The organism is Terriglobus roseus DSM 18391, from assembly GCF_000265425.1.
GTDB lineage: Bacteria > Acidobacteriota > Terriglobia > Terriglobales > Acidobacteriaceae > Terriglobus > Terriglobus roseus.
The window spans coordinates 2,096,380-2,112,215 of the sequence record NC_018014.1 but is presented as its reverse complement, the minus strand read 5'-3'; the positions used below and the strand labels follow the sequence as shown (position 1 = coordinate 2,112,215).

Here is a 15,836-nt window from a genome sequence, read left to right as displayed (position 1 = left end):
GACGAACGGAGCGGCGCGCAGAGCTACTGGGCTTGAATTTGCCAGTGTTGCCGGTCGCTTGCTGCATCGAACTTTGCCAGCGTCACGCCGCCGCTGCCGACTGCGGAGAGTGCCATTGGCTGGGTTGCGTTGGGTACGGCCTTTGGCATGATGCGCCATGTTCCATCGGCGAGCTGGTCGAATCGCCAGAGCTGCTCGGGTGCTCCTGTGAAGGATGAGGCGACGGTCAGTTCGCCACCGGGCGTGGCCGAGAGCGCGCGTTCTGTGCCGGCGATGGTGATGCGGAAGTAGGGCGACCCGAGGTAGCCACCTGCGCCTTTCGCCGGGCTGATCGTCCACCGCTGCTGCGCCTGCGACATGAAGTTCGAGAGGCGTAGGTCGATGTTGCCAGACGGCCACTTTGAGGAGACCTGCGCGGCCTGCTGCGGCTCGATCACATGGCCAACGCCTGCGAACATACCGCCGCCGGTTCCTGGGCCGCCACCGGGTGGTGGGCCTGCTGGAGCACCTGTCCCCGGTGCGGCTGCTCCGGGCGGAGGACCTGCGGGGCGTTGACGGGTGATGCGGCCGCCCACCGGCATGCCTTCCACCGCCATTTCGAGTGCCGTGCCGGCGCGGGCCGACTCGATTTCTAAGGTGCCTTCCTTCATGTTGCTGCCGGCAACCGGCCATCCGTCCTTCCAAAGGAGCGGACGGATATCGAGGACACTGGCGCCACCGCGTTCCAGGTCGGCCTCGTAGTGCAGCGAGAACTTCTGGACGCCGTCGCCCAGATCCAGCAGGCCAAAGTGACCGGGGCCGATGACACGCGTCTCAGAACCGAGCAGGAGCTTCCCGCCGCCCTCAATCATGTCGACGCCCATGTCATCGACGAAGGGGCCGGTGACCTTGCGCGAACGGCCGACGCGAATGTTGTAACCGGAGTCTGCACCGCGGCAGCAACTGCCGTGAGTTGCCAGCAGGTAGTACCAGCCGTCGTGATACATCATGTCCGATGCTTCGCAGTTGACGGCGAGGTCGCGCGGCTTGTCGATTGCGTGCAGGCGAGCGCCCGTCTTCGGGTCGAGTTCTACCTGACGGATGAAGCCAAAGTACGAACCATAGACCAGCCAGAGACGACCGGTTGTGGGATCGAGGAAGACACCGGGATCAATGGCATTCGACTCCTCGACACCGTCCGAGGAGGCGACCACTCCGCCCTCTTCCCATTTGTAGTTGGGCGACGCGGGATCGAGCGACTTGCTCCAGATCATGTTGATCGCGCCCTTGGTGACGCCGGTGTTGCGTGCGACGTACATGTAGTAGCGATCGCCGATGTGAATCACGTCGGGAGCGAGGCCAGTGCGTGGCGCTCGCGTGCCGGCTCGCCAGGCCCAGCCATCGTCCGAGACAAGCGCGGTGCCGCCGGTTCCGTAGACGTAGTATTTTCCGTCGCACTGGATGACGGTGGAGGGGTCGTGGATATTCACCAGCCCATCCAGAGCGAGTGCGATGGGCGCAGCGGCAGCTACGGCGAGCAGGGCAAGTTTTCCGATTCGGCGAAATGTCTTCATGTTGAGGTGACTCACTCTTCTCAGGTCTGTAGCGGCGTTGCATGCTGATGATGCTTGCCGCATGCCCTTTTAGAAGGGGTGCGACGCTTCACGTCTGGCGCGTGAGTAAACGATTTCTTGAATGCAGGGCATGGTAGCTATCTCGACATCAGCTAGTCAATCACTTTCGCCGCACGCACTTGCCGTCTAAGGGTCTGTTCTTCCGTTAGCTCCTATCAAAGCAAAGCCGCGTCAGCCGTGGTTAAGACGTTTGCGAGCGGTGCCGCTCTTTTCTTGACAAGCAAAGTGGCGCGTCACTATCGTGTGGCACGTAAACGTTTACTCACTTTGTGTTGTTCCAATGCCTTGGCCGCGGACTGCCTTCCAGTCTTCCGCACTCTCGGGGCCCGGCAGTCTGAAAGGTGTTCTGTGAATCGCATGCTTCGTCTCAAGCCATCTCTCGTCGCGGCGGCCGCCGCGCTCGCCGCCTGTGCAGTCACACTTCCCGCTCAGACTGCGAGTCTGAAAGTGCAGACGGACGCCTCGGTAGCGCCCGTGAGTCCAATGCTGTACGGGTTGATGACCGAGGAGATTAACTTCTCGTACGACGGCGGCCTGTATGCGGAGATGGTCCGCAATCGTTCGTTCCAGCACCGGGGCAAAAACTTCTCGTCGTGGCTGCCTGCGTCACGCGGGAACGGCACGGTGGAGATCGATGGCGGAACCGATGGGCCGAGCACTGCCCTGTCCACATCGATGAAGCTGAACCTGAAGGCCGGTGGTAGCGACCAGGCCGGTGTGGCCAATATGGGCTACTGGGGAATGGGCGTAAAGCCAGGAACTGCATACACCGGATCGCTCTATGCGAAGTCCGACAAGGCGCGCACGGCGCAGGTGATGCTGATCTCTGACGAGAGCGGCGAGGCCGTTGCGAAGGCAGATGTTGCGATCAGCGGTGAAAGCTGGAAGCAGTACACCTTCAAGATGACCTCAAGCGCAAAGGCGGTTGCGTCGAGTGCGTACCACCTGGAAGTTCTCTTCGGTGAGTCGGGAACGGTTGAGTTGCAGCTGGTGTCGCTGATGGGGCCGACGTACCACGATCGTGCGAATGGCAACCGGTCCGATCTGATGAGCATGATGGCTGCGATGAATCCGCACTTTCTGCGGCTGCCCGGCGGCAACTACCTTGAGGGCGACACGATCAAGGAGCGCTTCAACTGGAAGGAGACGATCGGGCCGCTGGTCGATCGTCCGACTCATCGCAGTCCGTGGAACTACACCTCGTCGGACGGCATGGGACTGCTGGAGTTTCTGGAGTGGTGCGAGGACCTGAAGGTGGAGCCGGTGCTGGCCGTCTATGCGGGTTATTCGTTGAAGGGTGAGCACGTTACTGGCGCGGAGCTGAAGCCCTTCATCCAGGAAGCCCTGGATGAGATCGAATACGTTACGGGTGATGCGAGCACCAAGTGGGGCGCTGAGCGCGTAAAGAATGGTCACCCGGCCCCGTTCCCCCTGCAGTATGTCGAGATCGGCAACGAGGACTTTTTCGATAAGGCGAAGACCTACGAAGATCGTTTCGACGATTTTGCAAAGGCGATCCGCGCCAAGTATCCATCGCTGAAGATGATCACGACGATGCCGATTACGCGTGGCAATCCTGACGTGCTGGATGATCACTACTACCGGACGCCGGAAGAGATGTTCTCAATGGCGCACATGTATGACAAGACCGACCGCAAGGGCCCAAAGATCTTCGTTGGTGAATGGGCCACGCGAACGGGATCGCCGACGCCAGACTTCGGTGCGGCGCTGGGTGATGCGGCATGGATGACAGGCATGGAGCGCAACAGCGACATCATCATCATGTCCTGCTATGCACCGCTGTTCGTGAATGTAAATCCCGGCGGCATGCAGTGGCCATCCGACCTGATCGGATATGACGCGTCGAAGGCGTATGGCTCGCCTTCGTATTACGCACAGGCTTTGTTTGCGAGCCACCTGGGCGATCACACCGTGAAGACGGATGCGACCGGATTGAACAGCCGCTTCTTCTGGTCTGCGACGGTTTCGACGGCGGACAAGATGCTCCATCTGAAGCTGGTGAACGGCTCCAGCAGCACGCAGAAGCTGTCGCTGGACATCCCTGGAGTCGCGAGCGGCAAGGCGACCACGTACACGTTGAGCGCCGGCAGTCGATGGGCCACCAACACCATCGAGCGTCCCGAGGCGATCAAGCCTGTGACGTCGTCGACTACGTGGAAGGCAAATCTGGATTACACGGTGCCGGGAAACACGATCCAGGTCATAGATATTCCATTGAAGTAGTTACCGGCCGTTGCGATGCGCACTACGCACTTCATCTACGAGATGGGAAGGTTCCAATGAGCAAGATGGTCGATGGCAGAATCAGTCGTCGTGAGGCACTACTGTTCTCGGCCTCTGCAGGTTTGGGGCTTTCCCTGCCGCAGATGTCAAACGCATCCGACAGCGTGAAGACGGCCGCGCACTCGGGTCCCGGCACACTCTCAACGCCTCGTTCCGCGATTGCGAAGACGCAGTACGGCAAGGTTCGCGGCTACCTTGACGGCGGCGTCTTCACGTTCAAGGGCGTGCCCTACGGCGAGACTACGGCGGGCGAGAATCGCTGGCTGCCCGCCAAGGCACCCAAGCCGTGGACGGACGAGATGCTGACGCTCACGTACGGCTCCAACTGTCCACAGAATCTGCACAGTTGGACTGGAGCGCAGACCTTTATTCAGGACTGGGATGACGGCTGGATCAGCGAGGACATGCTGAAGCTGAACATCTGGACTCCGTCGCTGACGGGCAAGCGGCCGGTGATGTTCTACATCCACGGCGGCGGCTACTCGTTCGGGTCGTCTTACGAACTGCCCTCGCACGAGGGCGCGAACATGGCTCGTAACCACGATGTGGTGCAGGTATCGGTCAACCACCGCCTGAACATCCTGGGTTTCTTTGACGCGTCCGTCATCGGCGGCTCAGCGTATGAGGACTCAGTGAACGTCGGCATGACGGACCTGGTGGCTGCCCTGAAGTGGGTTCACGACAATATCGAAAATTTTGGCGGCGACCCGGATCGCGTGATGATCTATGGGCAGTCCGGCGGTGGATCGAAGGTGACGACGCTCATGGGCATGCCCCACGCAAACGGTCTCTTCAGCCGTGCGTCCGTGCAGTCGGGCGGTGGCGGCAACATCCCCACCAAGGAACAGCAGACTGAAGTTGCGCGCCAGATGATGAAGGACCTTGGACTGCAGCCGAACGACATCGCGTCGCTACAGAAGATGGAGTGGGCCAAGCTGAATGCGGCAGGCAATGCTGCGGTGGCGAAGGTCAACCCGCCTGGACCGCCGACCGCCGGCCCCGTCGCAGGCCCACCGCGTGCCGGATGGAGTCCCAGCATCGACGGCAAGAACATCAACCTGCGCTCGTTCTATGACGCTGCCCCGGAGATCTCGAAGAACGTACCCATGCTGGTGGGCTCGGTAAGCGAAGAGGGCAACCGGATGTCGCAGCATCCGACCGAGGAGCAATGGCATGCCAATCTGGCCAAGGCGTACGGCGAGGATAAGGCAACGGCCCTTGTCTCGACGCTGAAAAAGTCTTATCCGAACAAGGCGATTCAGACGCTCTCCTACATGTGTGGAGGCGCCGGCGGACTCAATGGTCTTTCCATGCGCAACAACGTGGTCAAGATGGCGAAGCTGAAGCACGAACTGAACGCTGCTCCTGCCTATGCGTACTACTTCACGTGGCAGACGGCCATTCTGGATGGGCTGCCGGGCGCGTGGCATACGGCGGAGCTTCAGTTCTGCTTCGACAACGCCAAGCGTTGCGAGCAAGGAACCGGCAACACGCCAGAGGCGCAGGCGTTGGCAAAGAAGATGGCGTCGTCCTGGGCGGCCTTTGCGGCGACCGGCAAGCCCAGCACCGCAGGTATCAACTGGCAGCCCAGCGATCCGGCAAGCAATGGGACCATGATCTTCGATAATCAGTGCCGCATGGTCAACGACCCAGACGGCGACTCTCGCAAGATCATCCTCGCCTAAGGAGATGGGTGCCGGCGAAGCCCCGTCGGCACCCATCTTCCGCAACGGAAGCGGATCAATACGATCTTCCCCTCGCCGAACGGCAACACGGTTCTTGTCTCGTCTTCGAAGATTGCCCAGTTAATGCAAATCCGCTATGACTTGCAGTCCGATCCGCCAGCGACGTTGTTTAATGGTGTGGGTCTGCCTGCCGCACCTTTTCGGACGGATGATTTTCCTAGGAAGAACAGCCACTGTCCTTCCTGGGACGACACACTTCGCCGTGAGTCGTATGACAACGGATCTGTTTCGCGACGGTCTTATGTAAAGGAAACGAGCTCATTGCTGGTGAAAGAAACTTATACCGCTGACACACCGCTGAAGCAGCATGCCGACCTGCGGCGCCGATTCCTTTTCATGCTTCCGGCCGTCTTCATCACTTACAGCCTTGCGTATCTTGATCGCGCGAATTTCGGGTTAGGCGCGGCGGCGGGGCTGGCCGAGACGCTGCACATCACAGGCAAACAGACGTCGCTGATCAGCGCGTCTTTCTTCCTTGGATACTTTCTTTTTCAGATTCCGGGTGCTGCATTCGCGCGGAAGCATGGGGCAGCGAAGCTTGTCTTTACGGCATTGTTTTCCTGGGGCGTGCTTGCGTCATTGACCGGCGTCATTCACTCGTTCTGGCTGCTGGCCCTCGATCGCTTTTTGATCGGCGTTGCGGAGAGCATCATCTTCCCGGTGATCCTTCTGCTGTTGACGCGATGGTTCACCAAGGGCGAACGCTCCCGCGCGAACACTTTTCTGATTCTTGGCAATCCGGTTACTGTGCTGTGGATGTCTGCGCTTACCGGCAAGCTGATCGATTCGCTTGGCTGGCAGATGACGTTCATCGTGGAGGGTATTCCCTCCATCGTGTGGGCCTTTGTTTGGATCCTCTTCATCAAGGATTACCCATCGCAGACGGGCTGGTTGAAGCGCGAATCGGTCGCAACGCTGGATGCGGTGCTGTTGGCGGAACAGGCGCAGGTCGCGGAGGTGAAGGCCGTTCGGCAGGCATTGCTACGGCCCGACATTATCCTGCTCGCCGTGCAGTACTTTTGCTGGAGTCTGGGAGTCTATGGCTTCGTGCTATGGCTGCCTACGATTGTGCGGCAGGGTTCGGGCCAGGGTATGGGCAACACAGGCCTGCTGACTGCCATCCCTTACGCGGTCGCCGCGGCGCTGATGCTGGTTGCGTCTTCCATCTCGGACCGAACGATGAAACGTGCGTCAGTCGTGTGGCCGTTTCTGATGATGGGAGGACTGGCGATGCTTGGGTCCTACTTCGCGTCGGGTAAGAGCTTTACCGTTGCGTTCCTATGCCTTATCGTCGCAGGCGCCTGCATGTATGCGCCTTACGGACCTTACTTCGCCATCATTCCAGACCGCGTACCGAAGAACGTTACGGGCGAAGTGATGGCGATGATCAACTCTGCTGGTGCGCTGGGTGGGTTTGTTGGCAGCTATCTCGTTGGCTGGCTGCAGTCTGCGACGGGTGGCCCGAAGGCCGGCTTCCTGCTGATGTCGGTCGCGGTGATCCTGTCTTCCCTGCTGATCCTTCTGCTTCCGAAGCAGGCAGAGCTTTCGGTGCAGCCGGTGCGCATTTAGATCGCAGGTGCCACCGCCCGCTGCTTCTACTTCTTGATGCCGAAGGTGAAGATGGTGGTTGAGCTCGCCGTCTGACCGGGCCTCAGGACGGTGGATGGGAAGCTGGGCTCGTTCGGCGAATCCGGGAAGTGTTGCGTCTCCAGGCAGAAGCCCATGTGCTTTGTGTACTTGATGCCACCGCGACCGGTCAGCATACCGTTGAGGAAGTTACCAGAGTAGAACTGCACGCCGGGTTGCGTCGTCGTGACCTTGAGCGTTCTGCCGCTCTTCGGTTCGTAGACGTCCGCGGCTGGCTTCAACACGCCGTCCGGTCCGTTCAGAACCCAGTTGTGATCGTAGCCACCGCCCATCGTCAGCGCCTCAAATGGTGCGGCAATGCGCTCCCCGATGGTGTGGCTGGTGCGGAAGTCCATCGGAGTGTTGGCTACGGAGTCCAGCTTGCCGGTGGGGATGAGCGTCTTCGATGTGGGCGTGTAGCGGTCACCGTGGATGATGAGCTGATGCCCCAGGACATCTTCGTCCGTGCCCGTGAGATTGAAGTAGGTGTGGTTCGTCAGGTTGACCACAGTTGGCTTGTCGGTTGTCGCCTTGTAGTCGATCTTGAGCGCATTTCCCTTGAGCGTGTACGTGACTTGTGCGGTCAGCGTGCCGGGAAGGCCCATGTCGCCGTCGGGCGAAACCAGCGTGAGTTCCACGCCGTCCGGTAGCTGCTTCGCTGTCCAGAGCTTCTTATCGAAGCCGCCTCGGCCGCCGTGCAGGGCGTTTGGGCCGTCGTTCGGCGGCACCTGGTATTCCTTCCCGTCAATGGTGAAGCGGCCGTTCGCGATGCGATTGCCGTAGCGACCAACGATGGAGCCGTTGTAAGAGCCCCTGTCGGCGAGCCACTCAGGCAGCGTGTCGTACCCGAGCATGACGTCGGCGATCTTGCCATTGCGGTCCGGCGTGCGGATGTCGATCAGGCGCGCGCCGTAGGTGATCACCTTTGCCTCGACGTTCCGGCTCGTCAACGTGAAGACGTCGACCGCGCGGCCATCCGGCATATTGCCGAACGATGCCCTGGTGACCTCGGCGTGCGCGACGATCCCTGCAGAGACAAGCAGAAGCACGAACAACGTTCTCTTCAACATCGTTACCCTCCAAGAAGCTTTGACTTTGCAGGATACGGAGACGGCTTTACGTGAGATCACCTTGTTGTGCTGCTGCGATGGCTCTCAGCTCCGGCAGCACATCGCCTAAGGCGACACCCGCAGCATTCGGCGTGCCGAAGGCGAAGTAGAGCCGCCGGTAGAGCTGGTAGAGCCTTTCGTAGACGGCCACGGCAGCCGGCTGTGGCAGGTAGGAGCGCAGCGGGAGGCAGAGCGCGTCCTGTGCAGCCTCGATCGAGTCGAAGGTGCCGGCCGCTGTGAGCGCGATGATGCCGGAGCCGATGCTGGTGGGTACGCCGTCCGGTACGAGCATTGGCTTGTTCAGGACGTCCGCGTAGATCTGGTTGAGCGTCGTGTTGTTCTGCGGCACACCACCTGCGTTGATGACTCGCTCGACCGGGACGCCGTGCTCGGCCATACGCTCAAGAATGATCCGGGTGTGGAACGCTGTGCCTTCGATTGCAGCGAAGAGTTCGTCCTGCGCCGTGTGAACGAGATTCCAACCGAGCGTGATGCCACCCAGCTCTGGATTCACCAGGACGGTGCGATCGCCGTTATCCCAGGTGAGCCGCATAAGACCCGTCTGGCCTGCGCGATAGACCTCGAGTCCAGCCGCGAGTTCCCTGACAGACTTGCCGGCCCTGCGGGAGATCGCCTCGAAGATGTCACCGACTGCGGATAGTCCGGCTTCGATCCCGGTGAACTTTGGATGGACGCTGCCCGGAACCACACCGCAGACGCCGGGAACCAGCTCCGTGCTGTCGGCCATTGCAATGATGCAGGTGGAAGTGCCGACGACGTTGACGACATCGCCGGCGCGGCAGCCTGCTCCCAGTGCGTCCCAGTGGGCGTCGAAGGCGCCGACCGGAATGGGGATGCCGGCGGGCAATCCCGTGCGCTCTGCCCACTCGGGTGCGAGCTTGCCGTAGATGTGGTCGGAGGTCAGGTACTCGCCGCCGATCTTCGCGCGGATACCTGCGAACAGTGGGTCGACGCCGATGAGGAACTCTTCGGAGGGCAAGCCATCCCACTTAGGGTTCCACATCCATTTGTGGCCCATGGCGCAGACAGAGCGCTTGAGATCCGCAACGTCGGTCACGCCGGTGAGAGTCGCCGCGACCATGTCGCAGTTCTCGATTGCGGTGCCGAACCGTGCTCTCTCCTCGGGTGTTGCGTTGCGCAGCCAATGCAGCAGCTTTGCCCAGCCCCACTCGTGAGAATAGACGCCTCCGCACCAGTCGATGGCTTCGAGGCCCACTTCATGGGCTCGCAGCGTGATCTGCCGAGCTTCCTTGTGTGCGCGATGGTCGCACCAGAGGTAGTAGTCGCCGATGGGCTGCATCGCTGCGTCGACGATCAGGACGCTTGAGCCGGTGGTGTCCAGTGCGAGCGCCACGACATCGGCACCAGCGACACCTGTCTCAGCCAGGACTTTCTGCGTCGCCTCGGCCAGCGCATTCATCTGGTCCGCGTGCGATTGTGTCGCGTAGTCCGGATCGTTGCGGCGCCTGTGAAGCGGATACTCCGCGACCGCCGTCCCTAACCGTCCCTTCGCTGAATCCAGAAGGGTGACTCGAACGCTGAGTGTGCCGAAGTCTGCGCCTGCGACGATTGCCATGTTTCTTCTTACCTCTGTCCGTAGGTCGCAGCAGCGCCATGTTTGCGGTAGTAGTGACGATCCAGCAGCGCCTGTGAGACGCCGGCATGGGGATTAAGGAGCACGGTCATAAAGGCCATCTCGGCGACTGCCTCGAGTACCACCGCATTATGAGCGGCGTCGATGGGATCGCGTCCCCAGGCAAATGGCGCATGTCCCGCGACCAGGACACCGGGTACGGCGAGTGGGTCGATCCCCTGGAAGCGCTCCACGATGGCATGTCCGGTGTTCAGCACGTAGTCGCCGCGAATTTCATCGTCAGTCAGTTCCCGCGTGCACGGGACGGGGCCGTGAAAGTAGTCCGCGTGGGTTGTTCCAAGGGCCGGGATATCACGGCCGGACTGCGCCCAGGCGGTCGCGTTCTTTGAGTGGGTGTGGACCACTCCACCAATCTGCGGAAAGGAGCGGTAGATCTCGAGATGGGTCGCAAGGTCGCTGGAGGGGCGCAGGTCGCCTTCGACGATCTTTCCGTCCATGTTGCAAACGACCATGTGTTCGGGCCGAAGTTTGTCGTAGTCAACCCCGCTCGGCTTGATCACAACGAGATTCTCGTTACGGTCAATCCCGCTGGCGTTGCCGAACGTATAGAGCACAAGGCCGCGCCGGACAAGGTCCTGGTTCGCTTCCCACGTCTTCTGTTTCAACTCAAGCAGCATCATGATGGCGTTTTGAGTATACGTTTTCTCAGATGGATTGCGGTACAAGGATTTTTACGTCTCAATTTGCCGTTCTCTTGCACATTGCCGGGTAAACGCTTACCGTGAGAAGCACCAAACCGGTGAAGGCTAGATGGAAATGACCCCGAATACACCCCTTGAACTCTGGTTCGTCACAGGCAGCCAGCATCTTTACGGCCCCGAAACGCTTCAGCGTGTTGCTGAGAATTCAAAGCAGATCGCCGGCTACCTGGATCAAGCCGCGGAGATCCCGGTGCGGGTTGTCTGGAAGGCCACCCTGACCTCCCCGGATTCTATCCTCGATCTGTGCCAGGAAGCGAACTCCAGCAAGGCCTGCATCGGTCTCGTCCTGTGGATGCATACCTTCTCCCCGGCCAAGATGTGGATTGCAGGCCTGACGGCGCTGCGCAAGCCCTTCCTGCAGCTGCACACGCAGGCGAACCGCGAGCTGCCGTGGGCGACGATCAATATGGACTTCATGAACCTGAACCAGGCCGCCCATGGCGACCGAGAGTTCGGATTCATTACGGCTCGCCTCAAACTGCCGCGAAAGGTCATCGTCGGTTTCTATAGCGATCCTGAGACCGTCGGTGAGATCGGTTCGTGGGCTCGTTCCGCCATCGGCTGGCACCACTCCCGCACGTTGAAGGTGGCTCGCTTCGGCGACAACATGCGCGAGGTTGCTGTCACCGAAGGCGACAAGGTCGAGGCGCAGCGCGTCTTCGGCTATAGCGTCCTGGGCTACGGCATTGGCGATCTTGCCGATCGTATGTCGCACTTCAGCGAGACCGAAGTCGCAGCGCTCGTTGGCGAGTACCGCGAGAGCTATTCGATCGCATCGCAGCACGATCGTGCCGATGCGCTGGCAGTTGCTGCGCGTATCGAACTCGGTCTGCGCGCGTTTCTGACCGAGGGTGGCTTCGGCGCGTTTACCGATACCTTCGAAGACCTGCATGGCATCGGCCAGTTGCCCGGTATCGCGGTGCAGCGCCTAATGGCAGACGGCTTTGGCTTTGCGGGCGAGGGCGATTGGAAGACGGCCGCGCTGGTACGCATCATGAAGATGATGGCGCAGGGGCTGCCCGGTGGCACGTCCTTTATGGAGGACTACACCTACGACTTCTCCGGCACACCGAAGGTTCTTGGATCGCACATGCTGGAGATCTGCCCGTCGATCGCGGCGGAGCGCCCTTCACTTGAGGTGCATCCCCTTGGCATCGGCGGCAAGGCAGATCCGGTGCGCCTGGTCTTCACTGCACCAGCAGGTCCCGCCGTCGTGGCCACCATTGTGGACATGGGCAATCGCTTCCGGATGATTTTGAATGATGTTGACGTCATCCAGCCCGAGCACGATCTGCCGCACCTGCCGGTCGCCCGTGCTCTCTGGGTTCCGAGGCCGAGCCTCAAGACAGCGGCAGCAGCCTGGATCTATGCCGGCGGCGCGCACCACACGGGCTTCAGCCAGGCACTGAACAGCGAGCACCTGGAAGATTTCGCCGTAATGGCCGGTGTTGAGGTTGTTCGGATCGACGCAGATACCGATCTGCGCACGCTCAGACAGCACCTGCTGTACTCCTAAGGAGACCCGAAACGCTCAAGTCAGGCTGCTATGATCCTGACTTGAGCGAGGGATAGTTTGGCAACTCGGAAACGATCAACCACGACAGCAAAGGGAAAAGAGCGGCTTGACATCCGCACTGTTGCTACTGCTGCGGGCGTTTCCGTGGCAACCGTCTCCCGGGTGATGAACAAGGTTCCCACGGTTGACCCACAACTGAGCAAGCGAGTCTGGGCCACCGTCAAAAAGCTTGGCTATATCCCCAACACCCAGGCACGAGCCCTTGTCTCCGGTCGCAGCAAGTTGCTGGGCGTCATCATCTCGGACATCACCAATCCATTCTTCCCGGAACTTATCCAGGGTTTCGAAGATAAAGCGATCGACGTTGGTTACGAGACGCTGATTGGATCCACGAATTACGACCTGCAACGCATGGAGCACTGCGTCCAACGCATGCTGGAGCGGCAGGTCGAAGGTGTTGCGGTGATGACCTTCGGCATTGAAGAGCCACTGCTGGAGCGCCTGTCCTCTGAGGGCATTCCCATGGTCTTCATCGACGTGGCTCCTCGGAAGAAGAACATCTCCGTCATCCATGTGAACTACGACCAGGGCATTCGCGAAGCCGTGCAGCACCTGGCCGCGCTGGGACACCGCCGGATCGGATTTATCACCGGCCCGCCCCGTCTTCATTCTGCGAACGCGCGATTGAATGCGTTCCTCTCTGCTACGGAACGTGTCGGGATTCGTGTGCCGGAGATGTGCATCTTCCATGGTGATCACACGGCGGAGGGCGGCTCCCGCGGTGTGGAGCATCTGCTGAGCATCAAGCAGCCACCCACTGCCATCATGTGCTCGAACGATATGAGTGCGCTGGGTGCGATGCACGCGATCTCACGCGCGGGCCTGTCGATCCCCGCGGACATCTCGCTGATCGGCTTCGACGATATTCAATTGACGGAGTACGTGCTGCCCCCACTCACGACGATTCGCATGTCAGGTCGAGATATCGCCGCGAGCGCCGTCTACGCCTTGCTGAATCCCGGAATCGCCCCAAAGCAGGTGGAGACCAACCTGGTGGTTCGGCAGACGACCGGCGTCCCGTCGAAGCAGACGCCCGGATCGAAGCCGGCCGCCCGAAAGTCAGCGGACAAAGCTTAGTCCTACTCACCGGTAGTAACTCGTGACTTACTGATGATTCCGGGTCAAGACGTAGGCCGCTGTGGCATGCGGTTCCAGGTGCACCTTCAGGTCTGTCGCGCTGCCCTTCTCTGTGCCTTCCCAGGCGTCTCGAACGCTGAAGCTACCTGCTGGAAGACCCAGGTCGGAGAGCTGCCACGCGCCATCGGCTGGTTCGTCACCGATGTTGAATGCGGCAACAGCGAACTGTCCGTTCGGCAGGTCGGAGGTCCACACAATGGTTTCACCGTCGTGCCTTACTTCCCTGCTTGCGATTGCGTTTTGATCGATGCGAAGCAGGTTCCTATTCGTCAGCAGAGCCGTCGTCGGTTCATCGAGTTGCGTGAGGTTTGCCCCCACCATCAACGGGCTTCGCGCGAAGGACCAGAGCGTCACCATCGTTCGTTGTTCCGCAGGAGTCAGGCGAGTATGCCGCGCGACCTTACCCACATCCGGGTACGGCGTGAGTTCCCCAATCGGCAGCATGTCCGCATCGGGCCAGTGCCCAGGGCCTGCGTATTTGCTCCACTTCGCGGCCTGCGCAAATTGATCTTTCACGCTCTTTGGAAATGGCGCCTTCGTCGACCACACATCCCATACGTCATTCGAGATGCGCCACATCTGTGACATGGCGATGACTTCCTCAGCGTGGTCGACCGAGGTCGGCCCGGGTGACAGACTGAGCACCATAGGCCGGCCGGCGTGCTGAATGGCGAGGCGAATTTGTCGAATCTCACTAACTTTGTAGGGGTTGTTGGAGATGCAGTCGACTTTGAGAAAGTCGACTCCCCAGACCGCGTACTGACGAAGCAGCGCGTCGTACCAGGCCTGACCGGCTGGTGTGTCTTTGACGCCCCAGTTGGTGGGATCCCAGGGGCATGCATCGCTTTGATCTGCGGCGTCCGCCAGTTTGAAGGTTGAACCTTCGATGGACAGGTCCCGCTTCACACTCTCGCGCGGGATCCCTCGCACGATGTGAATACCGAACTTCAGTCCCTGCGCGTGGAGCCACTTCCCGATGGGTGCAAAGCCGACATTGGTTGTGCCAGCTGTTGCCGAAGGAAACCTTGACGGTACCGGGATGTAACGGCCGTTCGCATCGAGTTCGTATTGCAGAAGTTCAGGGTGCGGTCGTGATTCCGGGTTGCGCAGGAACCAGCCTTCGTCGATGACGGCGTAGTCATAACCAAAGGGTTTGAGCTTGTTCGTGAGCACCTTCACGTTGTCTCGGAATTGCTGCTCATCAATCCGCAGACCGTACGAGTCCCAGCTATTCCATCCCAGTGGCGGCCGCGCTGCGAGTGCTGGTTTTACGCGCTGCTTCGACTGCTTCTCGACCTTCTGCGCAGGCGCAAAGGCCGCGAACAACAATATCGCCACTGCGATCCAACGCTTCACCAGGACCATCAACAACTCCTCACGAACCACTCTTGCTGCAGTTTAGTTTCCGCGTGGCCGCGGCGCGTTCATCAGCGCGTCTTTTGCTGCAAAGTCCTTTGCCACGCCGACGATCAGGAACTCCAGCGGTTCACTGCCGTTGTTGGTGAATCCCTCTGCCTCATCGAGTCGGACCGGGATGGCGTCTCCCGTATGAATTGCAGCCGATTCTGTACCGATGTGCGCCTCGCCGCTACCGTTCATCACGTAATAGACCTCGCTCAGTGTGGCCTTCGTCGCCGGTCCTACAGAACTGCCGGGTGGGAGCAGCAGATGATCCACGTAAGACCAGGTGGTGGAGAAGACGCTGGGTGGCAGCGCGCGGCGGTACTGCACCGTGCCGGTGCCACCGCCCATGTGATCCACGGGCTTCAACAGAGACCGGTCGAAGTGCATGGAGACGAACTGGGGCACGGGATCGAGTGCGGCGCCCACACGCGAGTCGCCGAGATTGAAGGCATCGTAGACCTTACTCATACCCACGTTGATGTTGAGCCACTGCACCGGCTTGTCCGTCGCGTTGTAGATGCCGTGGGCATGGCCCATGATGTCCGGCACAGCGACGGGCCCTTTGAGTAATGAGGTGTGTCCATCGACTGTGAACTGTGCCTCGCCGTCGAGGATGACGAACATCTCCTCACACTTGTTATGGAAGTGCTGCCCGATGCCGCTCTTTGGCTCAATGACACCGCGATGGAAGAAGATGAGGTTCGTATCCGTCGCATTCATTCCAAGGAGTGGCCGGAAGTCGACAGCACCTGCGCCGTCATGCACGGCCGACTGATGCATTGCCTTCGCCGGATCGGTGTGGCCGATACGTTGTTCCAACGTTTGCGGCGTGCGGGCCGGAGGCGTCGCCGTCTGCGCGGACGAAGTCGATGCTGCGGACACGAAAAGCAATGTAAAGATCAACTTTGCCTGCACGGTCATCTCCTTAGAAACTCGATCTGTTGGA

Annotated in this window: 11 protein-coding genes; 5 read left to right on the top strand and 6 right to left on the bottom strand. The window is 60.3% G+C overall.

What is annotated here, in order from left to right; all coding sequences use genetic code 11:
* Positions 1-23: 23 nt before the first annotated feature.
* Positions 24-1,553 carry a family 43 glycosylhydrolase gene (locus tag TERRO_RS08770; protein WP_014785645.1) on the bottom strand — a complete coding sequence of 510 codons (1,530 nt, stop codon included), beginning with the start codon at positions 1,551-1,553 and terminating at the stop codon, positions 24-26.
* Positions 1,554-1,970: 417 nt separating this feature from the next.
* Between TERRO_RS08770 and TERRO_RS08765 the strand changes: the two genes are divergently transcribed.
* From TERRO_RS08765 to TERRO_RS08755, 3 genes are all read left to right on the top strand, one after another.
* Positions 1,971-3,857, top strand: a complete 1,887-nt coding sequence (locus tag TERRO_RS08765; protein ID WP_014785644.1) for an alpha-L-arabinofuranosidase C-terminal domain-containing protein — start codon at positions 1,971-1,973, stop codon at positions 3,855-3,857.
* A gap of 143 nt (positions 3,858-4,000) precedes the next feature.
* Positions 4,001-5,602 carry a carboxylesterase/lipase family protein gene (locus TERRO_RS08760; RefSeq protein WP_217164487.1) on the top strand — a complete coding sequence of 534 codons (1,602 nt, stop codon included), beginning with the start codon at positions 4,001-4,003 and terminating at the stop codon, positions 5,600-5,602.
* Positions 5,603-5,929: 327 nt separating this feature from the next.
* The gene (locus TERRO_RS08755) at positions 5,930-7,231 is read left to right on the top strand and encodes an MFS transporter (protein ID WP_245536279.1); all 1,302 of its coding nucleotides are present in this window, start codon (positions 5,930-5,932) and stop codon (positions 7,229-7,231) included.
* A gap of 26 nt (positions 7,232-7,257) precedes the next feature.
* Here the strand turns inward: TERRO_RS08755 and TERRO_RS08750 are convergent, their stop codons facing one another.
* From TERRO_RS08750 to TERRO_RS08740, 3 genes are read right to left on the bottom strand one after another with little or no spacing between them, the layout of a single operon-like run.
* Entirely contained in the window at positions 7,258-8,358 is a 1,101-nt protein-coding gene (locus TERRO_RS08750; protein WP_014785641.1) for an aldose epimerase family protein, read from the bottom strand.
* A gap of 46 nt (positions 8,359-8,404) precedes the next feature.
* Positions 8,405-9,994 (bottom strand): ribulokinase, encoded by a 1,590-nt coding sequence (locus TERRO_RS08745; RefSeq protein WP_014785640.1) that lies wholly within the window; start codon positions 9,992-9,994, stop codon positions 8,405-8,407.
* 8 nt (positions 9,995-10,002) lie between these two features.
* Complete coding sequence (locus tag TERRO_RS08740; RefSeq protein WP_014785639.1) at positions 10,003-10,692, bottom strand: L-ribulose-5-phosphate 4-epimerase; 690 nt, start codon at positions 10,690-10,692, stop codon at positions 10,003-10,005.
* A gap of 130 nt (positions 10,693-10,822) precedes the next feature.
* Between TERRO_RS08740 and araA the strand changes: the two genes are divergently transcribed.
* Both araA and TERRO_RS08730 read left to right on the top strand, forming a co-directional pair.
* Positions 10,823-12,289: an L-arabinose isomerase gene (gene araA / locus TERRO_RS08735; RefSeq protein WP_245536260.1), complete on the top strand. Its 1,467-nt coding sequence runs from the start codon at positions 10,823-10,825 to the stop codon at positions 12,287-12,289.
* Between the two features lie 57 nt (positions 12,290-12,346).
* Complete coding sequence (locus tag TERRO_RS08730; protein WP_014785637.1) at positions 12,347-13,426, top strand: LacI family DNA-binding transcriptional regulator; 1,080 nt, start codon at positions 12,347-12,349, stop codon at positions 13,424-13,426.
* Between the two features lie 27 nt (positions 13,427-13,453).
* Here the strand turns inward: TERRO_RS08730 and TERRO_RS08725 are convergent, their stop codons facing one another.
* Together TERRO_RS08725 and TERRO_RS08720 are read right to left on the bottom strand one after the other, a co-directional pair.
* Positions 13,454-14,851, bottom strand: a complete 1,398-nt coding sequence (locus TERRO_RS08725) for a glycoside hydrolase family 27 protein (RefSeq protein ID WP_014785636.1) — start codon at positions 14,849-14,851, stop codon at positions 13,454-13,456.
* Between the two features lie 33 nt (positions 14,852-14,884).
* Positions 14,885-15,811: a cupin domain-containing protein gene (locus TERRO_RS08720; protein WP_041592520.1), complete on the bottom strand. Its 927-nt coding sequence runs from the start codon at positions 15,809-15,811 to the stop codon at positions 14,885-14,887.
* Between the last annotated feature and the right edge of the window lie 25 nt (positions 15,812-15,836).